This is a genomic window from Streptococcus oralis subsp. oralis (genome assembly GCF_002096595.1).
GTDB classification, from domain to species: domain Bacteria; phylum Bacillota; class Bacilli; order Lactobacillales; family Streptococcaceae; genus Streptococcus; species Streptococcus oralis_D.
Map to the genome: position 1 here is coordinate 77,284 of NZ_NCUR01000007.1, position 24,170 is coordinate 101,453.

The window sequence follows — 24,170 nt, forward strand, 5'->3', positions numbered from 1 at the left end:
TTACATTTCTCCCTCTTTCCCTCGACTACCGTCCTGTAATGTCTCCACCAGCTCCTTGAACAGTCGTTTGCGCGTTTTCATCCGAAAATCATAGACTATATACGTAAGAATACCAATCCCTAACATGTACATAAGTAAAAACTGAAAATCAGAAACAGCCAGATAACGATAGGCTGAAAAAATCGTTATTAAAACAAAAATGTAGCCAACTACTGTCAACGCCCTTGATTTTCTCCTAAGTGTTTTGATATTGGCTTTTGTCAGCCGAACTTTTCTAAATCTATCTGTCTTCATGTTGCGTCGAGAAAATTTGGCAAGGAGAATGGTCCCAAAAACCAAAAACAGAGACATCAAGATAAAGAAAAGCAGATTGAAAACTGATGAGACATCTCCAAAGGTTTGGTTGAGCAACTTTGACAGCCGTTGGAAGGAATAGATTGCAATAGGGGCTGCAATGGCTGAATAATTCATGCCTTGTTTTACACTGTAGAATACTTGATTCTTCAGATCATAATAGATAAAAGAGTCCTCCAGAGGGCCCATACTGATTAAATTTTTTACACTTGTGTCCATCTATTTCCCGTCTCCTAAACTCAATACGGATATTCAACCAGAATCCTACTTTCTCTTAAAAGCATCGTGACAACGATTGCGAGTAGTCTAGCTTTTTCAGCATTTGCCTTCCTAGAGAAAGAAAAGTTTATTAGTATTATAGCATGAACCCCCAGAAAAGGGAAAATATCCCCGACCGATACCATTTGCTAAAGACAAGAAAGCTTCGTCATTCCATAAAAAGCGAACAAGTCCGCATTCTAAAAACAGAATACGAGCCTGTTCGCTTTTTCTATGTCTATGATGTGTTTTTCTCATCTCATCGCGCCAAGCGAATACGGGTCACAATCCCGTCTGGGTCTACAAGATCCACTTCACTCGAATGTAACCACTTGATCGGTGCTTCTAGCTCTTGTGCTTGCTTAACGATGTCCAAGAGTTCTTCCTTGCTTTCGACCTCAAGGACATAGTAAGCCAAGCCTGGCAAACCTTGCTCACGCGGAGCCAGACCTTTTCCAGCCCATTCGTTGACAGCCAGGTGGTGATGGTACTGACCAGCCGCTATCCAACTAGCACTAGGAATGCTAAATTTATCTTCTAACCCTAACACCTTTTGATAAAACTGACTCGCCGCACGACTATCCTTCACCGATAGATGGATATGCCCCATTCTCGTCCCTTCAGCTAGGACAAAGGGATCCACCTTTTCCCCTAACTCATAGATGTCCTGTGCTGCAAGGGCTTCGGTCACACCGATAATGCGACCATCTTCTCGAATATCCCATGAAGACACTGGCTTATCACGGTAGAGTTCAATGCCATTTCCTTCCAAATCCTCTAGATAAAGGGCCTCGCTGTATCCATGATCTGCACCCCCGACCAGAGGAATGCGTAAATCACTTAGGTGTTTTAAGACATCTGCCAAGGCTTTTCGACCAAGTCCCAAAATCACTTCTGTCTCCGTTTGGGATAAAATCTCCAAGCCAATAATCTGGTGATAAAAAGCCATTTGACTCGTCAAATCCTTGACATTTAAAACCGCCTCTGCTAGGTAAATGTGGCTTTGGTATGCATAAGTCATAGGGTGTCTCCTTTTGTTTGTTGTAACTTTGTTAATTACACCAATTATACACTATTGAAATAAAATGTCAACGAAGACAACTCAAAAGAGCTGGAAACCAGCTCTTCTTTTTATTTTACAACAAGCTCGTAGCGAGTTTTGCTAGTGAAAGTTTCCCCTGCTTTGAGAATGACTTGGTCTTTGAGATCACTGTGAATAGCATCTGGTAAAGCCTGCGCTTCAAGGGCAATCCCATTGTGCTGCACCATTGGTCGGCCTCCTATGATGACACTCTCATCCACAAAGTTTGCTGTGTAGACCACAAAGCAAGGGGCCTCTGTCTTGAAAAGTAGGAAGCGACCTGAGTTTTGGTCATAAAGGAAACCAGCATTGTCATGACCGGCAGGAAGAGCAAATGGGTGATCTAAACCAGATACCAACTGGATTTGCTCATCGTCCTCTGCAAAGATATCCTTGAGCAAAGCACCATTGTAGATGTGTTTCACTACATCACGATCAGCATCTGGAGTCTTAGCTGGAACACCGTCTGGAGCGATTGGGTAAATACCCTCCGTATTTAGCTGAAAGACATGGCGGTCAACTGTCTGCGTGAAATCACCAGACAAGTTGAAGTAGCTGTGATTAGTTGGATTGACCAGCGTATCCTGATCTGTCGTCACCTTATAGCTGACTTCGTAGGCACCAGTTTCTTCCAAGTGGTAGCTGATCCAAATCTTAAGATTGCCAGGAAATCCTCCTGTCCCGTCTGTACGCTCGGTGTAGAGAGTCAAGCCATGGTCGCTCACCTCGACCAATTCAAACAAGCTCGAATCCCAACCTGTTGAACCACTGTGGTTACAGTTGCTAGCATTGTTGACTTCAAGGTCATAGGTCTTGCCGTTGAGCTCAAATGTCGCACCTGCAATACGGCCCGCTACAGGACCTACACTTGCTCCATGCTTGGGACTATTGCCTACATAGCTAGCAAAATCATCAAAACCCAAGATAACATTGGCAAAATTTCCAGCCTTGTCAGGTGTGGCATAGCGCAAGATGGTCGCACCATAAGTCATGACCTCAAGTTGGTAGCCACTGTCAGTCTCAAAGCGATAGGCCAAGACATCCTTGCCCTCATGATTTCCAAATACACGCTCTGTGTATGCTTTCATTCTTCTCTCCTTTGATCCATTTCTCTTAAGTAAACAAACCATAGAGAGTGTATTTACCATCTATGGTTGTAGTTTCTATTTTCAGAATCCTTTGTCAGAAAACCTTAAGTATCTTCTTAACAAAAGGGGGTTCTTCTATACTTGTTTTATGCTTCCACACGTTCAGTCCATGAAGTCGCTGTTGTTTGAAGAACCTTGTTGAGTTCGTCAATGTTCTCAAATCCAGTTGTACGTAACCATTCACGAGCTGCTGCTTCACCGTCTTTGATGTAAGCTTCAACTGATCCAGCCCATGTAGCACGGCCGCAAAGAACTCCGTTGAAGTTTGCGCCTGATTCATGAGCAAATACAAGAGTATCTTGGAAGAGTTTAGCTGATACACCAGCACTCAAGTAGATATATGGCAAATTAGTTGCTTCGTCTTGTGCTTTGAAGAATGCTGCTGCTTCTTCGCGAGTATGGACGATTTCACCATCACCAAAGCCTTCAACGTATTTGACGTTGACTGGAACTTCTACTTTCAAGACATCGATGTTAAAGCGTGGGTCTGAGAAGACCTTCATGGCACCGATAACCTTGTGTGGTTTCACTTTAGCGTATTCTGCAGAACCTGCATCCGCAATCTTTTCATCGTAAGCCAAGATTTCAAGGAAGAATGGAATTTCTTCCGCCACACACTCAGAACCTATACGTTCGATGTAGGCTTGTTTTTCTTGGTTGAGTTCGTCAGCGCTGTCTACGTCATAGTAAAGCAAGAATTTGACTGCATCTGCACCTTGTTCTTTAATGCGTTTTGCAGACCAAACATCCAAGCAGTCAGGCAAACGTTTGGTGCTTGTTGTATCGTAACCAGTTTTCTCATAAGCAAGGAGAAGACCAGCGTTGGCATCAAGGGCTTTTGTAGCTGGAAGTCCATACTCAGGGTCAAGGAGCATAGATGATGCGTATTTTGTCAATTCATCTGCAACCAAGACTTTGAGTTCTTCCATTTGAGCAACTGTTGGTTCTTCCGTTTGGTATTGAGCCATGAGGCGTTTCAAAGCGCCACGTTGGTCAAAGGCAAGAGCTGAGATAATGCCGTTCTCGTCAGAGAGTTTTTTCAAACATGCTACTTTATTAGGACTTAATTGTAATTTACTCATAGATACTTCCTTATTTTTGATAGTCATGAATGATAACACCTTGTACCACACGGTTTACGGTACCAGTAGGAGACGGCGTATCTGGTTTATTTTCGACCTTAAGCGAAGTCAAAAGGGCAAAGAGTTGAGCATATACGATGTAAGGGAAGACACGGTAAATATCGTTCAAGACTCCACCACAGCCAAGAGCCACTTCTTTGACATTTTCAAGACCAAAGGCTTGATCACTCAAAAGCACAACACGACGAGCAATCTTATCACCAGCCACTTCACGAACCAAGTCCAAGTCGTACTTGCGAGTGTAGTCTGTCGTTGTACCAAAGACCAAAACAACTGTATCTTCGTTGATCAGTGATTTTGGACCGTGACGGAAGCCAACTGGACTTTCATACATAGTCGCCACTTGACCAGCTGTTAATTCCAAAATCTTCAACTGAGCTTCATGAGCAAGGCCAAAGAAAGGACCAGCGCCTAGGTAGATAACGCGGTTAAAGTCGAGGTCAACCAGCTCTTTGACATCTGCTGCATTGTCTAAAACTTTACGAGCTAGGCTAGTCACCACTTCAAAACGTTGAGCTTTCACAGCAAATTCTGTAGGATCAAAAACCAAGAGAGCTGTCAACATCATAGACGTAAAGCTAGAAGTCATGGCAAATCCAGCATCATTAGAAGCAGCTGGTTGCAAGAGCAAGAGATTGCGGTCATCACCATGGGCTTGAAGCGCTAATTTCCCTTCTGCAGCACATGTAATGGTCACTTGATAGAGGTCATCAACCAAGGCTTTGGCCAAATCAACCGTCGCCACACTTTCAGGTGAGTTCCCACTACGAGCAAAAGATACAAGGACAGTCGCCACATCTTTTTTCAGATAGGTTTCTGGATTGGCAACAATATCAGTTGTCGCAATGGCATTGAAATTCCATTTGCGTTCGTCATAGACTTCCTTAAAGTAAGGCACCAAGGTATCTCCCACATAAGCAGAAGTACCAGCACCCGTCAAGATGACCTTGATATAGTCATGTCTATCAGCGATACCTTGCAAAAAGGCTGCAATTTCTTCCCGTTTTGCTTGATAGGCTTCAAAAGCCTCTTTCCATACATCAGGCTGTTGGTAGATTTCACGAGTCGTGATTTCTGCACCCAGTTCAAGTAATTCCTCTTTTGTGTAATTTAGCATAGAGTTCCTCTAATCTATTGTTGTTTCATTCCTATTGAAAATATGGGAATGGGAGTGACTCCCATTCCCATGTATATTCTATACAAGCTGTTCTAACGATTTTCACGTTGTCACATCGTATACTCAATGAAAATCAAAGAGCAAACTAGGAAGCTAGCCACAGGCTGCTCAAAGCACTGCTTTGAGGTTGTAGATAGAACTGACGAAGTCAGTAACATATATACGGCAAGGCGACGCTGACTTGGTTTGAATTTGATTTTCGAAGAGTATTATTCATCTTCGTCATCATCGAAGTCCGCTAACAAATCATTGACTTTCACAATGCTTTCTGCAGCACGGCTCTTATAGTCCGCATCTGCACCTGTAAGGCTGGCATTGATAAATTCAATCACCATTGGAAGATTCATCCCTGCGTAGAGTTCAATGTCGCGACCTTCCATAATCAAACGGCTTACCACGTTACATGGTGTTCCACCGAGAAGGTCCGCAAAAACTAGGAAATCATCCAATCCTTCGATAGCAGCTTCAAATTTTGCAGTAAATTCTTCTGGGCCATCTTCTGGAAGAAGAGCCACTGCATGAATGTTGTCCTGTGGACCCATGATCATTTCTGTGCTACCTTTAAGTTCTTCACAGAAGCGACCATGACTCACTAAAATTAATGATTTAGTCATAATCAATTACATTCCAAGTGCAAATTTACCAAGAGCAGAAAGAGCTACTGCAAGAACGATAATGATACCGATCGCTTTAGTAGAGTTCATACCTTTCTTACCAAGCAACCAGAAGATAAAGGCAGTAAAGATTGCTGGAAGCAAGCGTGGGAAGATTGAGTTCAAGATATCTTGGAAGTCAATCATCTTTTCACCGATTGGCAATTTGTAAGAAATGTCAAAGTTGATCATTGTTGCTACAAGAGCACCCATCATGAAGACACCAAGTACAGATGCAGCGTCAATCAAAGCTGTCAAGGTACTTTGCATGTTGTTGATAAGGTTAACCCCTTCTTTGTAGGCAAATTCCAATTGTTTCCAACGGAAGATGTCGTAAGCAACTGCAACTGCGATCCAAAGGAAGATACCCCATGGTTGGCCAGCGATAGCCATAGTTGCTGCGATAGATCCCATGATAGCAGGTACAAGTGAACCAAAGATTGTGTCTCCAAGAGGAGCGAATGGTCCCATCAAACCTGTCTTGATACCGTTAACGGCATCTTTTGAACCTACACCATCTTTTTCTTCCATGGCAAGGTCAAAACCAGCGATAATTGTGTGGAAGAATGGTGAAGTATTGAAGAATTGAGTATGAACTTTCATCATTTCTTTCAATTCAGGAGTTCCATCCCCATACATTTTACGCAATTGAGGCAAGATCATGTAAAGGTAACCAGAAGCTTGCATACGTTCGTAGTTCCAACCTAATTGGAAAGTAAACAAGCTACGTTTGTTGATTTGATTAAAATCTTCTTTTGTAAGTTTGTAATTAGAATTCGTCATCTTCGATTTCCCCACTTTCTGATGGTGTAGAAGGTGCTGCTACAGCTACTTTTTGGCTGTTCTTAAAGTGAACAACTGCAAGGAAGATACCTACGATAGAGATACCGATCATAGACAAACCTTTGAAGTTGTTAGCAAAGCCAATCTTTTCAGCAACATCAGCAGGAAGAGTACCAAGGATACCCGCAACAGCTCCACCAAGACCTGTTACATATGAGTAAAGAACAGTCAACATAGCTGTCAAACCGAATCCCATGGCAAGGTAGTGAAGGTTACGTTTAACTGGAAGGTAACGAAGCAAGATTGCAAATCCGAGACCTGGAAGCATACGTCCTGCAAGTGTCAAACCGTCTGCAACCCATTGGTATTCTTTAACAAGGTCTACTACTGATTGTACGAAAGCACCACCAAAAGCAAGAGCGAAGAATACTGGAAGGGCACGAGAAAGAGCCCATGGAAGCGCACCAAGTAGGTAGTTGCGTTCGATACCTTTGTAGTCAAAGCGTTCGATCGCAGCATCAATACGGTGTGCAAAGAAAGTAGTTGTCATACGTCCAAGAACGTCGAAGTATGTCAAAAGTGCTGCTACTGGTACAGCGATTGTTGTAATCGCAAGGTCTGTATCAATACCTTGAGAGATAGAGAATGCTGTTGCAAGAACCGCACCAGAAGTTGCGTCGATACGAGAAGCACCACCGAAGGTACCAACCCCGAGAACGAACAACTGCAAGCTACCACCGATAAACAAACCAGTTGTCACATCTCCCATGATTAAACCAGTAATGAAACCAGCGAATACAGGGGAACCTGCAGATGAAACGATTGTCAACTCATCACAGATTTGATAAGCTGAGTACAAAGTGAGAAGTAAAATTTGCCACGGTTGTATCATAACAATGACCTCCTAAAAATTTTTTCCTATTTTAATAAGCTCAAAAAGTCTGAAACTGGATCATTTGGAACCATTTGAGCAGTGAGTTTCACACCTTTTTCTGCTAGTTTGTGGAAATCTTCCACATCCTTGTCTACCACGTTAATAGAACGTGTGATAGAGCGAGTTTCTGGTGTTTGAGACATATTGCCGACGTTGAGTGTTTCAAGCGGAACACCTGCTTCGACCAAACCAAGGAAACGGTCTGGTTTACGTGCAACGATAAAGAGACGTTGGCTATCGTATTTACCAGCAAGGATATTTGCTGCTGCTTTCTCAACTGGCAAGATACTGAGTTTCACACCTGGTGGTGTCGCAAGTTTCAAACCACTCTTTTCAATATCGTTGTTAACAACTTCGTCGTCTACAACCATAATGCGTGAAACATTTAGTTTTCCAGCCCAAAGATTGGCTACTTGACCGTGGATCAAACGTCCATCGATACGGCATCCTACAATTGTCATAAGTTTTCCCCCTTTATGTGTTTTAGTGTAGGTTTACGAGTTAAATGAATCTCTTCTTTATATTCGCCCTCAGTTTCAAAGATAATGATGCGGTTAGCACCTTCCTTGAGATAACTATGAGGGATATAAAGTGAGAGGGTCGGGCCGACGTTCCAGAAACGCCCTAAGTGACGCCCGTTGACAAAGGCAACTCCCTTACCAAACTCAGACAAGTCTAAGTAGGTATCCTTCGTCTCTTCGACCGTAAAGTCGAAAGCGTAAAAGGCTGGTTGTCCTTCTGTCCATCCTTTTGAAAAATCTATTTTCTCAGGATTATCCAGTGGAAGTGGATATTGTTTCCAATTTAACATGAAGTGTAGATCCTTGCAGACACCTGTACGAATTCCTTTACGTTGCGTATCTGCCAAGAACTTATGTCCGTAGTTAACACGCCCCATATTTTCGACCAAGATGTCAATCTCTGAAAAACCTTCTCGATTTCCCTGACAGTAGATATCTTCACCAATTTCTGTCTGGTATTGAGTGGCAATCCATTGACCATCTACATAGAGTTGAGCTCGGTCACGTCCATCGATGATACGGAGACGTTCCTCTTCTGCATCCCAACTTGCCTCCGTGCGGTAGAGAAGGTAGCCATAACTTTGACCAAGTTCTTCCATCGCTTTTGGATAGAGGCTTTCAGTAGGACTAGAGAGACTATCCAAGGTTTCAAACAAGGAAACTTTTTCGACCAATGGAATGGACCCTATCTCCATGCTTTCCTTATAGAGTGGTTCCAACTGTGGATACTCTGGGAAGTGTGTTGCCATCATCTTCTTGACTGCTAGGTATTTAGCAGTTGGATTTCCTTCTTCATCGAGAAGGGCATCATAGTCATAAGATGTGACTTGTGGCAAATCCAGAGTTCCTCGAGCCGAGCAACCATTCATGAAACCAAAGTTTGTTCCGCCATGGAACATATAAAGGTTGATGGAGCCTTGCTCTAACACCTCTCGAACAGCTTCTGCCAATTCTTTAGGATCCCGTGTGATGATGGGTTCTTTCCAACGGTTAAACCAGCCATCCCAGAATTCCATACACATGAGGGGCCATTTTTTGCCATACTCATCAAAGAATTCCTGCATCTGTGAAAAGTTGTACGGAGCTTTAGAACCGAAGTTCCCTGTCACAAAGAGGTCATCTTCGATCAAGGTTCCGGCCTTCAGAGTAGCCCTCCATGGACCATCTGAAGTAAAGAGTGGGCAATCAATCCCTCGGTCTTCCATCAATTTCCGAATCGCTCGTAGATAAGACTTATCTTCTCCATAAGAGCCATATTCATTTTCGACTTGCATCATAAGAATGTTTCCGCCATTATCCAACAAGCGAGGCACAAGCCTTGGCAATAATTGGTCATAATAGCGAGCAACAGCCTCGATGTAGGCCGGGTCAGACGAGCGAATTCGCACGTCCTTGGTCAAGAGCCAAGCCGGCAAGCCACCAAATTCCCATTCCGCACAGATAAATGGAGACGGGCGTACAATGGCATAGAGACCCAGATCTTGTGCAATTTGAAGAAATCTCTCCAAATTTCTGGCACCTTCAAAATCAAACTCCCCTTCAACAGGTTCGTGTAAATTCCAAGCCACATAAGTCTCGACTGTATTAAAGCCAAGTGCCTTTAAGTTATAGAGAGAATGATACCAATCCTCTGCTGGAATCCTAAAATAATGAATGGCGCCGGATAAAATCTTGAACGGTTTTTCGTCTAAATAGAAATCGTCCTCAATTTTAAATCTTGTCATGTTATTACCTCTGACGAATTAAGTTTGCGCTTTCATTTATTATAATATTAACTATAATCAAATCTTTTGCATTTGTCAATAGGTTTTAGAAAATTATTTAAAATTTTTCTATTTTTTTACTTACCGTTTACCAAAATTATCTAAAAATAGCATGAAAACGATCTTTTTATGTATGATAATTCACAAGAACATCAAATGAATTTTTTTACATGTAAAATAACATTTTTAGTCTATTATTTTAATTTTTTGACCTTAATACTACTCTTTTCTCTATATTTGTGGTAAAATCAAAATTGGAGAAAGAGAATCGAGGTGAAATTTATGGCTATTCCTAAATACCAATATATTAAAGATGAATTAAAAAACAAAATCATCTCTGGTCAATTTGCAAGTGGAGATAAATTTTATACAGAAGCCGAATTGATCGCGATGTACGATGTGAGTTCAATCACAGTTGTTCGTGCCTTGAACGACCTTGCTAAAGACGGCTACATTGTCCGCCAACAAGGTAAAGGTACTTTCGTCTCACGTGCCCGCAAGCACAAACTCGTTGAGTTTTCAGATGTTGAAATCTTTGAAACAAAAGACGATAAAGTTACTGTCCTTTCTATTGAGCGCGGAAACAAACTTGAATATTTAGATAAACTTGGACTACGTGGAGATCAATTCTACTATAAGATTGAACGTATTCGTCAGACAAACGACGTGACATACATCTACCACACATCTTATATTCCTGAGCAATACATCAATGCCAACTATCCAAATCTTGACTATTATAGCTCTATCTATACACGTTTCAAATTGGATTACCGCATTCACATGAGTGATGAACATTTTGAGGAAATCAACGAAATCGCATTCCCAACACCAGAGCATGCTGCTTCTGTACTTGGAATCGATACACAATTCCCAACTGTCTTCCAAACGAAGACTACAAAACTTGAGGCCACTGGCCAAGTCCTTGCCTATAGTGAAACTTATAAGCGAGCAGACTACTACAAAATCAAATTCATCTCATGTAACCGAGGTCATTAAGAAAAAGCCTGAGCCTAGCTCAGGCTTTTTCTCTATTCATTATAGCACGAGAAAGAAGTTGTGAAAACGCTAGGAAGGGCTCTTATTTAATTAGTAGCATTTTTACTAAAAACAAGGTAAAATTTCGTTTGTTTTTTCATCTATTTAACCCCTTATCAGCAACTTTCTCCTAAATCTTATGATTTCCTCTATTTATTATAGTTCTTATATAAACCGACTTGACATTTTTCTCCTTAGATAATAAAATAAAATTGGTTTTATGTAAACGCTATCATATATGATAATAACAAGGAGGTTTTGTCATGAAACTAGAAAAGAAACAGCGCTTCTCCATTCGTAAATACGCGGTTGGGGCAGCTTCTGTACTTATAGGATTTGCTTTTAGCGCACAAGTCGTATCTGCCGACGGGATTACTCCAGCTCCAACAGCTGAAGAAACTGTCCAAACTATTCAGGAGAATCCACAAGCAGTCAAAGAAGCTGTAGACTCCAAGGTTCCAGAAAAACTGGAAGAAAAGGCTGAAGAATCTGTAAAAGAGGATGTCAAAGAAGACACGGAGGCTCCTCATACAGTTGCTCCAAAAACGGAAGAAACAACTGCACCAGCTGTAACAGAAAATGCTAGTCCTACTCCGACTACTGAGAAAGAAAGCCCTGCCCCAGCTGAAACTCCTGCCGAAAGTACTCCTTCAGAAAAGAAAAATGAAGCCGTCACACCTGCAGTAGCCACTCCTAGCACGGAACGAGCAGCTCAGGTGAATGAAAAACTGGCAAAACGAAAAATGATCTCAATCGACGCTGGACGCAAGTACTTCTCCCCAGACCAACTCAAGGAAATCATCGACAAAGCCAAACACTACGGTTATACTGATCTTCATCTACTAGTTGGAAATGATGGCATGCGTTTCATGCTAGACGATATGACGATCAAAGCCAATGGTAAAACCTATGCAAGTGATGATGTCAAACGTGCACTCGAAAATGGAACTGATGCCTACTACAAGGATCCAAACGGCAACCATTTGACAGAGAGTCAGATGACGGACTTGATCAACTACGCTAAAAACAAAGGTATTGGTCTCATCCCAACTGTAAATAGCCCTGGTCACATGGATGCGATTTTGCATGCTATGAAAGAACTAGGCATCCAAAAACCGAACTTCAACTACTTTGGTAAGGAATCTGCTCGTACCGTTGACCTTGATAACAAGGAGGCTGTTGCATTTACCAAAGCTCTGATCGACAAGTATGCTGCTTACTTCGCTGGCAAATCTGACATCTTCAATATTGGACTAGACGAATATGCCAATGATGCTACAGATGCCAAAGGCTGGAGCGTTCTTCAAGCCTATAAATGGTATCCAGAAGATGGATTCCCTGACAAGGGTTATGATAAATTTATCGTCTACGCCAACGACCTTGCTCGCATCGTCAAATCTCACGGTCTCAAACCAATGGCCTTTAACGATGGTATCTACTACAATAGCGACACTAGCTTTGGAACTTTTGACAAAGACATCATCGTTTCTATGTGGACTGGTGGATGGGGCGGATACGACGTCGCTTCTTCTAAACTTCTAGTTGAAAAAGGCCACCAAATCCTTAATACCAATGATGCATGGTACTATGTTCTCGGACGAAATGCCGATGGCCAAGGCTGGTACAACCTCGACCAAGGTCTCAATGGGATTAAGAACACTCCAATCACTTCTGTTCCAAAATCTGAAGGAGCAGATATTCCGTTCATCGGTGGTATGGTAGCTGCTTGGGCGGATACCCCATCTGCACGCTATTCACCATCTCGCCTCTTCAAACTCATGCGTAGCTTCGCAAATGCCAATGCTGAATACTTCGCAGCTGACTATGAGTCTGCTGAGCAAGCCCTGAAAGAAGTGCCAACAGACCTTAACCGCTATACTGCAGAAAGTGTCGCAGCTGTAAAAGAAGCTGAAAAAGCCATTCGCTCACTTGATAGCAACCTCAGCCGTGCCCAACAAGACACCATTGATCAAGCAATCGCAAAACTCCAAGAAGCTGTAAGCAACTTGACCTTCACACCAGAAGCTCAAAAAGAAGAAGACGCGAAACGCGAAGTTGAAAAACTTGCCAAGAACAAGGTAATCTCCATCGATGCTGGACGTAAGTACTTCACGCTTGACCAACTCAAACGCATCGTAGACAAGGCGAGCGAACTAGGCTACTCTGATGTGCATCTTCTCCTAGGAAATGACGGACTTCGCTTCCTCCTTGATGACATGACCATCACAGCTAACGGCAAAACTTATGCAAGTGACGATGTCAAAAAGGCCATCATCGAAGGAACAAAAGCTTACTACGATGATCCAAACGGAACCTCTCTTAGCCAAGCTGAAATCACTGAATTGATCGAGTACGCAAAATCAAAAGGTCTCGGACTCATCCCAGCGATCAACAGCCCTGGTCACATGGATGCCATGCTTGTCGCTATGGAAAAATTGGGTATCCAAAATCCTCAAGCCTACTTTGATAAGGTTTCAAAAACGACCATGGACCTTGAAAATGAAGAAGCGATGAACTTTGTCAAAGCCCTTATCGGCAAGTACATGGACTTCTTTGCAGGCAAGACTAAGATCTTTAACTACGGTACAGACGAATACGCTAATGATGCTACCAACGCTCAAGGCTGGTATTATCTAAAATACTACAATCTCTATGGCAAGTTTGCTGAGTACTCTAACACTCTTGCTGCCATGGCCAAAGAACGAGGCCTTCAACCAATGGCCTTCAACGATGGTTTCTACTACGAGGACAAGGATGATGTTGAGTTTGACAAGGATGTCATCATCTCTTACTGGTCTAAAGGGTGGTGGGGCTATAACCTTGCAACTCCTCAGTATCTGGCAAGCAAAGGCTACAAACTTCTTAATACCAACGGAGACTGGTACTATGTTTTAGGCAACCACAAAGCAGACGAAGCCTACCCTCTATCAAAGGCGATTGAAAACTCTGGTAAAGTGCCATTTAACCAACTTGCTTCTACCAAGTATCCAGAGGTAGACCTTCCTACTATTGGTAGTATGCTTGCTATCTGGGCAGACAAACCAAGTGCCGAGTACAAGGAAGAAGAAATCTTTGAACTTATGACTGCCTTTGCAGACCACAACAAAGACTACTTCCGCGCTGACTACAATGCTCTCCGTGAGGAGCTAGCTCAAATCCCTACTAACTTGGAGGGATACAGCAAAGAAAGTCTTGATGCTCTAAATGCAGCTAAAGAGGCTCTCAACTACAACCTCAATCGCAGCAAACAAGCCGAGTTAGACGCTCTCGTAGCTAAACTCAAGGCAGCCCGCCTAGGCCTCAAACCAGCGGCAACTCACTCAGGAAGCCTCGATGAAAACGAACTAGCTGCCAATGTTGAAACCAAACCGGAACTCATCACAAGAACAGAAAAGATTCCATTTGAAGTTAGCAAAAAAGAAAATCCGAACCTCCCAGCCGGTCAGAAAAAGATCATCACACCAGGTGTAGATGGTGAACGCACTCATTACATCTCTGTCCTTACTGAAAATGGGAAACAAACAGAAACCGTTCTAGATAGTCAAGTAACCAAAGAACCTGTGACCCAAGTGGTTGAAATCGGTGCCCCTATTACTCACAAAGGAGACGAACACGGTCTTGCTCCAGCTGCCGAAGTGAAACCAAGACTGGATATCCAAGAAGAAGAGATTCCGTTCACTACCGTGACACGTGAAAATCCTCAATTACCAAAAGGACAAACGCAAGTCATCGTTACTGGTGTAAATGGTCGTCGTACGATTTTCTACTCTGTCAGCACTACTGCTGACGGCAAGGAAGAAAGAACACTTGTCAATAGTGCGGTATCGCAGGAAGCGGTCGCTCAGGTGGTCGAAGTCGGAACTGCCGTTGAGAAAGCTGAGCAAGCTGAACCGACTACTAGCAAAGCAGATGAAAAACAACTCCCTGCAACAGGAAGTCAAGACTCTGCGGGCTTGGTCGCAGCAGGACTCATGGCCACGCTAGCAGCCTACGGACTCACTAAAAGAAAAGAAGATTAAATCCTTTCGATAAGCATACAAAAAAGCGAGATTGAATCTCGCTTTTTATTGTTAGGATTAATCACCAAGTCCGATACGTTCAAAGATATCATCCACTCGTTTAGTGTAGTATGCAGGGTTGAAGATTTCATCAATTTCCTCTTGAGTCAGGCGTGATGTCACTTCTGGATCTGCTTCGAGAAGCGGTTTGAAGTCTACTTGGTTGTCCCAAGAGTGGGCTGTTTTTGGTTGCACCAAGTCGTAGGCTTGTTCACGCGTCATGCCTTTTTCAATCAAGGTCAACATGGCACGTTGGCTAAAGATAAGACCAAAAGTAGAGTTCATGTTGCGGATCATGTTTTCTGGGAAGACCGTCAAGTTCTTGACGATATTTCCAAAACGGTTGAGCATGTAGTCAATCAAAATGGTCGTGTCCGGTGTGATGATACGCTCAGCTGATGAGTGAGAAATATCACGTTCGTGCCAGAGAGCAACATTTTCATAAGCTGTCACCATGTGACCACGGATAACACGCGCCAGACCTGTCATGTTTTCAGAACCGATAGGGTTGCGTTTGTGAGGCATAGCAGATGAGCCTTTTTGCCCTTTGGCAAAGAATTCTTCGACCTCGCGTTGCTCAGATTTTTGAAGACCACGAATCTCAGTCGCCATACGCTCGATGGAAGTCGCGATGCTAGCAAGAACTGCAAAGTACTCAGCGTGAAGGTCACGAGGAAGGACCTGTGTAGAGATTTCTTGAGCACGGATACCCAGTTTGTCGCAGACATATTGCTCTACAAATGGTGGGATGTTGGCAAAGTTCCCAACCGCACCAGAGATTTTACCAGCTTCCACACCAGCAGCTGCATGCTCGAAACGCTCGATGTTACGCTTCATTTCACTGTACCAAGTCGCTAATTTAAGACCAAAAGTTGTCGGTTCAGCGTGCACACCGTGGGTACGACCCATCATGATGGTGAACTTGTGCTCCTTAGCCTTGTCAGCGATGATGTTGGTGAAGTTTTCAAGGTCACAACGGATGATGTCATTGGCCTGCTTGTAGAGGTAACCATAGGCAGTATCCACCACGTCGGTAGAAGTCAACCCATAGTGAACCCACTTGCGCTCTTCACCAAGCGTCTCAGAAACCGCACGTGTGAAGGCAACCACATCGTGACGAGTCTCTTGCTCAATCTCCAAAATACGGTCGATGTCAAAGTCCGCCTTCTCGCGAATCAAAGCTACATCTTCCTTAGGGATTTCTCCCAATTCAGCCCATGCCTCATCAGCCAAGATTTCCACCTCAAGCCAAGCACGGTATTTATTTTCTTCACTCCAAATGTTCGCCATCTCAGGGCGAGAGTAACGGTTGATCATGTTTAAGATACCAAGGGCGACTAGAAAGCGACTGAATTTTAGAAAACCAACGACGGACGCTTACGTCCTAGGAGGTTTATCTAAATTCCGAGCTTTCCGCCCGGGTTCAGTTCTGCAAACTAGATGCCCATTTCCTTTCTAGTTTTCAATTTTTTAGTTTAAGTTTTAAGGAAGTCCGTAACCCGTATTCAGTTTTGGTGAATACGTGGGCCCTTGTTCCTTTTTATTATATTCTTACTAATCTGATTAAAATTATTTTATCGGATGGAGATTTCTAATTTGTTTTACTACTAAACCCCTTAAAAAAATCTTTAAAAAATTCTAAGACTCTATTGAGTATTGATCTAAAGCTATCAATTACCAAAGGATTGTTAATATTCATTAAAAAAATTAACAATAAAATATAAGTGATGAATTCTCCAATTTTCATTGGTTTAAAACGATTCGGAAATACAATATTTTTTAGTAATGAACTAATGCATAAACCTATTACTAAAATAACAAAAACAATAACAAAAAATGTCATTTTTTCCACCATATTATCCGAAAGAATTTTACTAAACAAACTATTCCATACTACCCCTATATTACTTCCTAATTCAAATGGTTTTGTTGTATTTAGATTTAGGGTGGAGAAACTATCAAAAAAATGATTTGTTGACTCAGTGAAAGAAAATCTTGTAATTATAATAAAAATTGGTATACCAATCTGGAAAAGGTAGGATGATATGGGATAATTTAACCTTTTGAATCTCATAACAACAATTAGCATTAAAAATCCAATAATAAAGTGAAGATATCCTTTTAAGATCAAATATAAGTATATCCCTACAGAAAATGAAAATATTATTCCCAATACACTAAGAATTAATATAATTATGTCCTCAGAATTTGCAGAGCTACTTGTATTTTTATATTCTCTTCTATATTCTGTCCTCCTCTGCTCGATATATACACTATAATTTTGAACTGTTATACCTTTTTCATTATCATTTTTAAAGGCTAAATATATAGATAATGCGTCTGCAATCAAACCAACAAAAAGCGCAATCTTTTCCCAATTCATATTACTCAAACTCCTCTTTCCCAATCCACACTGATGGATAATGATCCAGTGTATTTAAATCTATATCCATCGGCAAATCATAGATAGCTAAATAGTTTACAGGGTATTTTGCAATCAAGTCTTCGTACTTAGCTTTCACTTTTTCGTGATCACTACTAGCATACAAGACTTCGACGACTGCTCCAGTCTTATCTTTTTCAACAAATGCGTTGACGATGATTTGTATCATAGATTTCTCCTAAAAATCAATCCCTTCCCCAAACTCAACCACACTATTTAGCGCATCACTAAACAAAGTTACATGCCCTACCCTACGGTTGTGCTTGTCTTCTATAATCATTTATTTACCGCCCACTCCGCTGCTTTCTCTGCATGAATCACTGTTGTGTCATAGAGAGGCAGGTCGGTGTCGGATTGCTTGACGAGGAGGCCAATCTCGGTACACCCCAAGATAACAGCTTCAGCGCCTGCTTTTTTCAAATCATCTATAACGGCAAGATAAGTCTGCTTTGAGCTTTCTTTGATGTTCCCTAGGCAAAGTTCGTCATAAATGATTCGATTGACCTCTGTAATACCAGCTTGGTCTGGAATCAGCACTTCTAACCCAGACTCTATTAATTTCTCCTTGTAAAAATCTTGAGTCATGGTGTACTTGGTCCCTAGGAGGCCGACTTTTTGAATACCGTCAGCCAACAAGGCCTGCGCAGTTGCCTGCGCAATATGCAAGATTGGAATCGTAATCTTTTCTTGTATCTGCGGAGCAACCTTGTGCATGGTGTTGGTACAAATAACGATGAAATCCGCACCTGCTTGCTCCAAACGCTGAGCAATATCTGCCAACAGTTGACCGCTTTTCTCCCAGTCTCCAACTGCCTGATAATGCTCAATCTCTGCAAAATCAACACTATAAAGTAGAATCTTAGCTGAATGCAAGCCACCCAGCTCTTTTTTGATGGTTTCGTTGATGATTTGGTAGTAAGATGTGGTACTTTCCCAACTCATACCACCAATCAGACCGATAGTTTTCATAGACTAATCAAATTCCTCCTTGCTTATAGCTACCGACGGATAGTGCGGCAAGCTACTTAGATCCGTATCCAATGGCGAATCATAGATAGCCAGATAATTGTTTGGATATTGAATCTTTAATTCCTGATATTGGCTTTTACTTTTTCATGGTCGCTGCTGGCAAAGAGCACTTCCACAACGGCGATTTCTTTTCCTTCCTCCACAAAAGCGTTTACGATGATTTGAATCATAAACTGGTCTCCATTTAGCTTTAAAGATTATCATTTGCTGAGTCTTCATGTATAGAAAATTCAAATGAAATTCTCTCAGGATGTCTAGGCAAGCCGTAACCACTCAGATAATCCTTAACTTCCTTCACGGAACAAGAATATTCTAGGACTAGCTGATTGCCAGCTCTCTCTAAAATATGAATCCCCTCTCTATCCGCAATCTCTGGAACAATCAAATCGTCCGTATAAGTCAGTGTCACGGTCGTTATTTCATCATCTAGCAATTCATCAAATTCTTCTGTCATTTCAAAAATCAATCCCCTCCCCGAACTCAGCCACATTGTCAGGCACATCACTAAACAAAGTCACATGTCCCATCTTTCGGTTGTGCTTCGCTTCTATTTTACCATACAGGTGGAGGTGGGCGCTTGGATTTTCTGCGACATACTTTTCAGCAGCCTCGACGTGTTGGCCGAGGACGTTGAGCATGACAGCAGGCGCATGTAGTTTGATAGCTGGCAGTGGTGCTCCGAGAACACCCAAGATATGGGTGTCAAACTGAGAGAAGTCACAGGCTTCGATGGAGTAATGCCCAGAGTTGTGTGGACGTGGGGCGATTTCATTGACGATGATGTCATCAGCTGTCGCAAACATTTCCACGCAAAGAGTTCCAGACAGATTAAGCTGTTCTGCGATTTGCACAGCCATAGCTTTGGCTTTTTCAGCTAGACTTTCTGAAATGCGGGCTGGCACAATAGTTTTTGAAAGGATGTTATTGCGATGGATATTTTCCTGAACAGGGAAGACTGTCACATCCTTGCCATTGCCTGACACGATGACAGAAATTTCAAGGTCAAAGTTGACGAATTCTTCCAAGACACAGTCTGCTGAGTCGGCTAGTGCACGGGCTTCTTCCAAGTCTGCTTCTGAACGAATAACCTTTTGTCCATGCCCATCGTAGCCACCTGTAGCAGTCTTGAGGACATAGTTTTTCGATAGGTCAATATCTGCCAAGTCTTGGCTTGAGGTCACGACCTTGTAAGGTGCCACAGTGACTTGAGCTTTGTTTGAGAGAAAGTTCTTTTCAAAAATACGATTTTGAGAAATGCGGAGCAGGTCTGTCCCTTGAGGGAGCTGACCATCCTTAATGACAGCATCCAAACCGTCTGCATCGACATTTTCAAACTCATAGGTGAGGACATCGCAACGCTCAGCTAACTGACGGAGGGCATCCACATCGTTATAAGGTGCCACGATGATTTCCGCCACGCGAGAGGCTGGGCAATCAGCCGCAGGATCCAGCGCGATAACCTTGTGCCCCATGTAGATAGCAGAAATGGCCATCATCTGCCCCAGCTGACCACCACCGATAATTCCGATTGTTTTAGATGAGCTCATTTGTAGACTCCTCTGCGATTTTTCCTTGCCCTTCTGCGAAATCAGCCAACGCTGTCGCGATAGCTTGATCCTCTACTGACAGGAGACGGAGGGCAAAGAGGGCCGCATTTGTCGCTCCTGCTTCACCGATAGCCATCGTCGCAACAGGCACGCCACCTGGCATCTGTACGATAGAGTAGAGCGAATCCACGCCACTAAGAGCGCGCGATTTGACAGGTACACCGATGACAGGAAGGGTTGTTTTGGCTGCGACCATTCCTGGCAAATGCGCGGCACCACCAGCACCTGCGATGATGACCTTTATGCCGCGACTGCGGGCTTCTTCTGCATGCTGAAACATGAGGTCAGGCGTGCGATGGGCAGAGACGACTTTCTTTTCGTAGGCTACACCGAAGCGGTCTAGGATTTCGGCGGCTTTTTGCATGGTTGCCCAGTCGGATTTGGAGCCCATGATGATGGAAATTACTGGTTTAGTCATAATATTCCTTTTCTTTCCTTTCTTTTTTCAATCACCTTAAGTTGTGAGGGACGGCAGCAGCCACCAAAGGTGTCTCGTGCCTAAATCGGAAGCCCAAAGTCTTCCGATTTCCCTGAACGATTGGCTTATAAGCAATCGTTCTTTCACAACGGCGGTGATTGCTCTATATCAGCTCGCTAATGCTCGCAAATCAAACGACCATTAGCGTATTTGGCGACTTCGTCGCGTTATTCTTATATCTTTACTTAATAGCCTTGCTTCCGATATCTGTTCGGTAAAAGAGACCTTCTGTGTTTTGTTGGGAGAGTTCTTGATAGATGGTATCTTGGGCGTCTTTGACGGTGTCTGCTGTGGTGACGAGCATATAGACACGTCCGCCATTTGATAGCAATGCTCTGCTATTTTCCGCAAACTTAGCCCCTGCGTAGTAGGTGATGATGTCGCCATCGGTTTTGGCTGGCAACTTGACACCCTTTTCGTAGTCTAGCGGGTAGCCCTTGGATGCGACAACCACGCCCAGAGTCACACCCTTATCCGTCCAAGTGATGTTCGGCTCCTTGCTATCGAGGATATCCGTGATATTTTGTGCAAAATCGGAGGTCAGACGAGGCAGGATAATCTGAGTTTCTGGATCTCCGAACCGAGCGTTGAACTCGATAACCTTAGGTCCGTCTACTGTCAAGATAAGCCCCGCGTAAAGGACACCAAGATACGGACGACCTTCTTTGATCATCCCTTCAAGAACCGGCTTGACAATAGTCTCCACTGCTGTGTCAACCACGCTCTGTAGCAAGTGAGGAACTGGCGCATAAGCTCCCATACCACCCGTGTTAGGGCCCTTGTCGCCATCATAGGCACGTTTATGGTCCTGAGCCGTTGGCATGATGTAGAACTTGTCCCCATTGACAAAGGCAAAGAGGGAGAACTCTTCCCCATCAAGGAATTCCTCGATGACCACACGCGCGCCTGAGTCACCGAACTTATTGTCCAAAAGCATCTCATGAGCGGCTTCGACCGCTTGCTCGACTGTCTCCGCAACGACGACACCTTTCCCAAGGGCCAAACCGTCTGCCTTGACTACGATAGGAGCACCTTTCTCCTCGATATAAGCCTTGGCCTCCTCGAAATCTGAAAATGTGCCATAGGCTGCTGTCGGAACACCGTATTTAACCATGATTTCCTTAGCAAAATCCTTGGACCACTCCAGCTCCGCTGCAGCCCTAGTCGGACCAAAAGCCTTGAGCCCAGCTTTGTTAAAATCATCCACGATACCAGCAGCAAGGGCATCATCTGGCCCGATGAAGGTCCAAGCAATATCGTTGGCCTTTGCAAACTCAATTAACTTAGAATGTTCGGAAATAGAGATATTCACTAATTCCAGACCATCCAGAGTCATCCCGTCATTTCCAGGAGCTACAAAGACATTTTCAACGTCTTTTGATTCAAGCAACTTCTTTGCAATCGCATGTTCACGACCACCCGAGCCAACAACTAACAGCTTCATCTCTCAACCTCTTTTGCGAATTATTTACTAGCATTATATCATAAACGTTCGTTTTAATCTAATTATATTTGCGAGAAAAATACAACATCGAGTAAACTTACTGAGCCTATTCCATTTTTAGTCTTTAAACACTCAATACCGCCTCATTATAAAACAAGGCGGTATTGAGTACGGAATATTTCTAAAACATGTAGAAAAGCTTCGTCAGGTATTAAACTTACCAGCTATAAGAAATATGATTTATTCGTTTCATCCTTATATCAGTTACCTCAAAACAATCTGGCGTAAATATAGCTAAATTGAACCCTTCGGGATTCATAACGCTACGAAATTCAATTCCTTGATAAATTAATTCTCCAGAAATTGGTTTGGTTAGAGATTTCACAAAATCAGCTATGTATTGAGTAGGTATATAATCTAGAATGTCATCAGACTTTCTCATTACTCTCCCCATCTCAGAATCGATCTTTTCTAGATGTTTTTTATTAATCGCTAATTCAGCAATATCATCAATAATTCCATCTTGAAAAGGGCTAATTTCATTTATTTTTTTAAAATCAATGACCGTTATGGAGGAATTTAACTTAAAAGTTCCAATACATACATGGTCATATAGCCCTGTTCTTGTTTCATGTATTGTTGTCGTTTCTGAATCACCTAAATAAAGCACAGCAACTCCTTTAGAATTAGCCCTTCCGTCAGCAGATTTACCTTTAGGTGGCGCTCCTATATCTTCTGATTCAAATTGTTTCCCGTCCTTTGAAATCCTACACCTATAGAATTGTTCTCCTTCTGAATAAGTCTTTTGGATCGCTTCACAATACTTTTTTAAAATACATTTATTAATTTGATTTGAATGAAAACGGTTGTTATATTTAATATCATCAACAAAGAGTTCCCAACTCTTACTGAACAATGAATGTTCTTGTAAATAGATTGGGTCATACATCTGCTTTACTCCAACAGGGTGTGTTAACAATTCAGGACTTTCTTCGAATAGATTTTTACAAATCTCAGAAATCATTTGGTGAATCTTGAACTCATCTTTAGTAGTAAATATATTCCAATTTGCAGCTATTTCTGTTTTTAGAAGCGTTTCTTGCCCAACTGGGAAATTTTCTATTTTATCTACTGGAGAAAAAATGGAAACGAGAGAGCTCAAAAATGGAATTAAATAGTCGTCATACTGTGTATCATAAACACAAACATTATTATTTGAACAAATATCACAGCTAGCTTGCCTTTCAGCTATATTAACTTCGTTTTTAAGAATCTCATCTGCAGAACAATCTTTACAAATTTTCATTCACTGTCTCCACTGCTCCGGTCAAGATACTTACTAACCAATTCAATATGATGCATAATGGACAATTTCTTTACTGTTCCAAGACCTGGATAAGAACCCGTTTTATACAATTTTTCAAATTCATTTATCGCCAGCGTTCTTTCCACTCGGCCCTCATTGACAAATGTAATTAATTTTTCAAGTGCTTCCTTAAACTTACCAGCTGGGTTTGTTGGATCTTGGTTTGTTTCTGATACAAAATGGTGAATTCTTAGATTTTCATCAGAATCAAAATAAACGATGTGGATAGCAACAGCATAAGGAGCAAAGCCTGATTCACTATACTCCTCCCCTACAATGGAATAGTCAGAAAATCCCTTATATTCATCTTCTATAAAATATTTATGATCATCTGAGAAGAATTCATCATCTTTGTCTGAATAATCTGTATTTCTTGCTAATTTAACAAAATTGTCAATAATCTTGACTTTATTTCCCTGAACTTCTCTTTTTAGTCTTCCTATTTCTGAAATAAAATTATACGCCGTCTCTTGATCCATATAATTTTTACTATATCCTTGTAAATCATCGGGCTTCTTACATACTGTTATTTGTTTGCCAATATCCGCAATAGACTTAAAATTATCTTCTAAACTATAATCCTTACTCATCAACGAAACATAATAAAAATTCTCACTTTCATCAATCAAACTATCCAATCGAGTAGCAAGATTACTTTTAGAAAAATCGCTATATTCCTCCAAAAAAGATCCTACACCTGGATTCATTACAATGGAACATTTCTGCCTCTTATCTTTAAAACCCTCCAAAGTACTTACCAGTGTAGGAGATAATCTTACCGGTTCAATAATTGGAATTACAGCGCTTCCTAATTTATTATTTTCTAACAATTCTCTAAGAGCAATTAACTCATACTGCCTTCCTCTCAAATATGGAAAATACATATAAATACT

General features: G+C 42.1%; 23 protein-coding genes and 2 pseudogenes. 2 read left to right on the forward strand and 23 right to left on the reverse strand.

Annotated elements, in window-relative coordinates; translation table 11 throughout:
- From B7714_RS00840 to B7714_RS00885, 10 genes are all read right to left on the reverse strand, one after another.
- Positions 1-573 carry a hypothetical protein gene (locus B7714_RS00840; RefSeq protein ID WP_084859306.1) on the reverse strand — a complete coding sequence of 191 codons (573 nt, stop codon included), beginning with the start codon at positions 571-573 and terminating at the stop codon, positions 1-3.
- A 298-nt stretch (positions 574-871) separates the two neighbouring features.
- The gene (locus B7714_RS00845) at positions 872-1,633 is read right to left on the reverse strand and encodes a VOC family protein (RefSeq protein WP_084859308.1); all 762 of its coding nucleotides are present in this window, start codon (positions 1,631-1,633) and stop codon (positions 872-874) included.
- 110 nt (positions 1,634-1,743) lie between these two features.
- A complete protein-coding gene (locus B7714_RS00850) occupies positions 1,744-2,781 on the reverse strand; it encodes an aldose epimerase family protein (RefSeq protein ID WP_084859311.1) in 1,038 nt (345 codons plus the stop codon).
- Positions 2,782-2,927: 146 nt separating this feature from the next.
- Entirely contained in the window at positions 2,928-3,923 is a 996-nt protein-coding gene (gene lacD, locus B7714_RS00855) for a tagatose-bisphosphate aldolase (protein WP_084859379.1), read from the reverse strand.
- A 10-nt stretch (positions 3,924-3,933) separates the two neighbouring features.
- Complete coding sequence (locus B7714_RS00860; RefSeq protein ID WP_084859313.1) at positions 3,934-5,100, reverse strand: SIS domain-containing protein; 1,167 nt, start codon at positions 5,098-5,100, stop codon at positions 3,934-3,936.
- A 269-nt stretch (positions 5,101-5,369) separates the two neighbouring features.
- Positions 5,370-5,774 carry a PTS sugar transporter subunit IIA gene (locus B7714_RS00865; RefSeq protein ID WP_084859316.1) on the reverse strand — a complete coding sequence of 135 codons (405 nt, stop codon included), beginning with the start codon at positions 5,772-5,774 and terminating at the stop codon, positions 5,370-5,372.
- A 6-nt stretch (positions 5,775-5,780) separates the two neighbouring features.
- Complete coding sequence (locus B7714_RS00870; RefSeq protein WP_084859318.1) at positions 5,781-6,596, reverse strand: PTS system mannose/fructose/sorbose family transporter subunit IID; 816 nt, start codon at positions 6,594-6,596, stop codon at positions 5,781-5,783.
- Positions 6,583-7,488 (reverse strand): PTS mannose/fructose/sorbose/N-acetylgalactosamine transporter subunit IIC, encoded by a 906-nt coding sequence (locus tag B7714_RS00875; RefSeq protein WP_084859321.1) that lies wholly within the window; start codon positions 7,486-7,488, stop codon positions 6,583-6,585. The genes B7714_RS00870 and B7714_RS00875 overlap by 14 nt, the downstream gene beginning before the upstream one ends.
- A 26-nt stretch (positions 7,489-7,514) precedes the next feature.
- Positions 7,515-7,991: a PTS sugar transporter subunit IIB gene (locus tag B7714_RS00880; protein WP_000156968.1), complete on the reverse strand. Its 477-nt coding sequence runs from the start codon at positions 7,989-7,991 to the stop codon at positions 7,515-7,517.
- The gene (locus B7714_RS00885) at positions 7,988-9,775 is read right to left on the reverse strand and encodes a glycoside hydrolase family 35 protein (protein WP_084859323.1); all 1,788 of its coding nucleotides are present in this window, start codon (positions 9,773-9,775) and stop codon (positions 7,988-7,990) included. The genes B7714_RS00880 and B7714_RS00885 overlap by 4 nt, the downstream gene beginning before the upstream one ends.
- Before the next feature lie 321 nt (positions 9,776-10,096).
- Here B7714_RS00885 and B7714_RS00890 point away from each other — a divergent pair, with 321 nt between their 5' ends.
- Positions 10,097-10,813, forward strand: a complete 717-nt coding sequence (locus B7714_RS00890) for a GntR family transcriptional regulator (protein ID WP_001007181.1) — start codon at positions 10,097-10,099, stop codon at positions 10,811-10,813.
- Between the two features lie 302 nt (positions 10,814-11,115).
- Positions 11,116-14,871: an LPXTG-anchored beta-N-acetylhexosaminidase StrH gene (strH, locus tag B7714_RS00895; protein ID WP_084859326.1), complete on the forward strand. Its 3,756-nt coding sequence runs from the start codon at positions 11,116-11,118 to the stop codon at positions 14,869-14,871.
- A gap of 57 nt (positions 14,872-14,928) precedes the next feature.
- Here the strand turns inward: strH and purB are convergent, their stop codons facing one another.
- The 13 genes and pseudogenes from purB to B7714_RS00960 form a co-directional block, all read right to left on the reverse strand.
- Complete coding sequence (gene purB / locus B7714_RS00900; RefSeq protein WP_084859328.1) at positions 14,929-16,227, reverse strand: adenylosuccinate lyase; 1,299 nt, start codon at positions 16,225-16,227, stop codon at positions 14,929-14,931.
- A gap of 274 nt (positions 16,228-16,501) precedes the next feature.
- Positions 16,502-17,293 (reverse strand): hypothetical protein, encoded by a 792-nt coding sequence (locus B7714_RS00905; protein WP_002934519.1) that lies wholly within the window; start codon positions 17,291-17,293, stop codon positions 16,502-16,504.
- Between the two features lies 1 nt (position 17,294).
- Complete coding sequence (locus B7714_RS00910; RefSeq protein WP_084859331.1) at positions 17,295-17,522, reverse strand: phosphoribosylaminoimidazole carboxylase; 228 nt, start codon at positions 17,520-17,522, stop codon at positions 17,295-17,297.
- 9 nt (positions 17,523-17,531) lie between these two features.
- Positions 17,532-17,627: pseudogene (locus tag B7714_RS00915) on the reverse strand (phosphoribosylaminoimidazole carboxylase); the annotation flags it as partial.
- Between the two features lie 2 nt (positions 17,628-17,629).
- Entirely contained in the window at positions 17,630-18,322 is a 693-nt protein-coding gene (locus tag B7714_RS00920; protein WP_084859333.1) for an aspartate/glutamate racemase family protein, read from the reverse strand.
- Between the two features lie 3 nt (positions 18,323-18,325).
- A pseudogene (locus B7714_RS00925) lies at positions 18,326-18,552 on the reverse strand (phosphoribosylaminoimidazole carboxylase).
- Between the two features lie 20 nt (positions 18,553-18,572).
- Complete coding sequence (locus B7714_RS00930; RefSeq protein WP_084859335.1) at positions 18,573-18,836, reverse strand: hypothetical protein; 264 nt, start codon at positions 18,834-18,836, stop codon at positions 18,573-18,575.
- Position 18,837: 1 nt separating this feature from the next.
- Complete coding sequence (gene purK, locus B7714_RS00935; RefSeq protein WP_084859336.1) at positions 18,838-19,929, reverse strand: 5-(carboxyamino)imidazole ribonucleotide synthase; 1,092 nt, start codon at positions 19,927-19,929, stop codon at positions 18,838-18,840.
- On the reverse strand, positions 19,916-20,407 hold the full coding sequence (gene purE, locus B7714_RS00940) for a 5-(carboxyamino)imidazole ribonucleotide mutase (protein ID WP_084859338.1): 492 nt from the start codon (positions 20,405-20,407) through the stop codon (positions 19,916-19,918). Before purE ends, purK begins: the two co-directional genes overlap by 14 nt.
- 31 nt (positions 20,408-20,438) lie before the next feature.
- A complete protein-coding gene (locus B7714_RS09940; RefSeq protein WP_080980993.1) occupies positions 20,439-20,543 on the reverse strand; it encodes a phosphoribosylaminoimidazole carboxylase in 105 nt (34 codons plus the stop codon).
- Positions 20,544-20,648: 105 nt separating this feature from the next.
- The gene (gene purD, locus B7714_RS00950) at positions 20,649-21,911 is read right to left on the reverse strand and encodes a phosphoribosylamine--glycine ligase (protein WP_084859340.1); all 1,263 of its coding nucleotides are present in this window, start codon (positions 21,909-21,911) and stop codon (positions 20,649-20,651) included.
- Between the two features lie 217 nt (positions 21,912-22,128).
- Positions 22,129-23,217, reverse strand: a complete 1,089-nt coding sequence (locus tag B7714_RS00955; RefSeq protein ID WP_084859342.1) for an RES family NAD+ phosphorylase — start codon at positions 23,215-23,217, stop codon at positions 22,129-22,131.
- Entirely contained in the window at positions 23,214-24,161 is a 948-nt protein-coding gene (locus tag B7714_RS00960; protein ID WP_084859343.1) for a sce7725 family protein, read from the reverse strand. Before B7714_RS00960 ends, B7714_RS00955 begins: the two co-directional genes overlap by 4 nt.
- Positions 24,162-24,170: the final 9 nt, after the last annotated feature.

What these genes read in the sequence shown, in the direction of transcription:
- B7714_RS00840 (WP_084859306.1), bottom strand. Translation starts at nt 573, where the DNA reads ATGGACACAAGTGTAAAAAATTTAATCAGTATGGGCCCTCTGGAGGAC.
- B7714_RS00845 (WP_084859308.1), bottom strand. Translation starts at nt 1,633, where the DNA reads ATGACTTATGCATACCAAAGCCACATTTACCTAGCAGAGGCGGTTTTA.
- B7714_RS00850 (WP_084859311.1), bottom strand. Translation starts at nt 2,781, where the DNA reads ATGAAAGCATACACAGAGCGTGTATTTGGAAATCATGAGGGCAAGGAT.
- lacD (WP_084859379.1), bottom strand. Translation starts at nt 3,923, where the DNA reads ATGAGTAAATTACAATTAAGTCCTAATAAAGTAGCATGTTTGAAAAAA.
- B7714_RS00860 (WP_084859313.1), bottom strand. Translation starts at nt 5,100, where the DNA reads ATGCTAAATTACACAAAAGAGGAATTACTTGAACTGGGTGCAGAAATC.
- B7714_RS00865 (WP_084859316.1), bottom strand. Translation starts at nt 5,774, where the DNA reads ATGACTAAATCATTAATTTTAGTGAGTCATGGTCGCTTCTGTGAAGAA.
- B7714_RS00870 (WP_084859318.1), bottom strand. Translation starts at nt 6,596, where the DNA reads ATGACGAATTCTAATTACAAACTTACAAAAGAAGATTTTAATCAAATC.
- B7714_RS00875 (WP_084859321.1), bottom strand. Translation starts at nt 7,488, where the DNA reads ATGATACAACCGTGGCAAATTTTACTTCTCACTTTGTACTCAGCTTAT.
- B7714_RS00880 (WP_000156968.1), bottom strand. Translation starts at nt 7,991, where the DNA reads ATGACAATTGTAGGATGCCGTATCGATGGACGTTTGATCCACGGTCAA.
- B7714_RS00885 (WP_084859323.1), bottom strand. Translation starts at nt 9,775, where the DNA reads ATGACAAGATTTAAAATTGAGGACGATTTCTATTTAGACGAAAAACCG.
- B7714_RS00890 (WP_001007181.1), top strand. Translation starts at nt 10,097, where the DNA reads ATGGCTATTCCTAAATACCAATATATTAAAGATGAATTAAAAAACAAA.
- strH (WP_084859326.1), top strand. Translation starts at nt 11,116, where the DNA reads ATGAAACTAGAAAAGAAACAGCGCTTCTCCATTCGTAAATACGCGGTT.
- purB (WP_084859328.1), bottom strand. Translation starts at nt 16,227, where the DNA reads ATGATCAACCGTTACTCTCGCCCTGAGATGGCGAACATTTGGAGTGAA.
- B7714_RS00905 (WP_002934519.1), bottom strand. Translation starts at nt 17,293, where the DNA reads ATGAATTGGGAAAAGATTGCGCTTTTTGTTGGTTTGATTGCAGACGCA.
- B7714_RS00910 (WP_084859331.1), bottom strand. Translation starts at nt 17,522, where the DNA reads ATGATACAAATCATCGTCAACGCATTTGTTGAAAAAGATAAGACTGGA.
- B7714_RS00920 (WP_084859333.1), bottom strand. Translation starts at nt 18,322, where the DNA reads ATGAAAACTATCGGTCTGATTGGTGGTATGAGTTGGGAAAGTACCACA.
- B7714_RS00930 (WP_084859335.1), bottom strand. Translation starts at nt 18,836, where the DNA reads ATGACAGAAGAATTTGATGAATTGCTAGATGATGAAATAACGACCGTG.
- purK (WP_084859336.1), bottom strand. Translation starts at nt 19,929, where the DNA reads ATGAGCTCATCTAAAACAATCGGAATTATCGGTGGTGGTCAGCTGGGG.
- purE (WP_084859338.1), bottom strand. Translation starts at nt 20,407, where the DNA reads ATGACTAAACCAGTAATTTCCATCATCATGGGCTCCAAATCCGACTGG.
- purD (WP_084859340.1), bottom strand. Translation starts at nt 21,911, where the DNA reads ATGAAGCTGTTAGTTGTTGGCTCGGGTGGTCGTGAACATGCGATTGCA.
- B7714_RS00955 (WP_084859342.1), bottom strand. Translation starts at nt 23,217, where the DNA reads ATGAAAATTTGTAAAGATTGTTCTGCAGATGAGATTCTTAAAAACGAA.
- B7714_RS00960 (WP_084859343.1), bottom strand. Translation starts at nt 24,161, where the DNA reads ATGTATTTTCCATATTTGAGAGGAAGGCAGTATGAGTTAATTGCTCTT.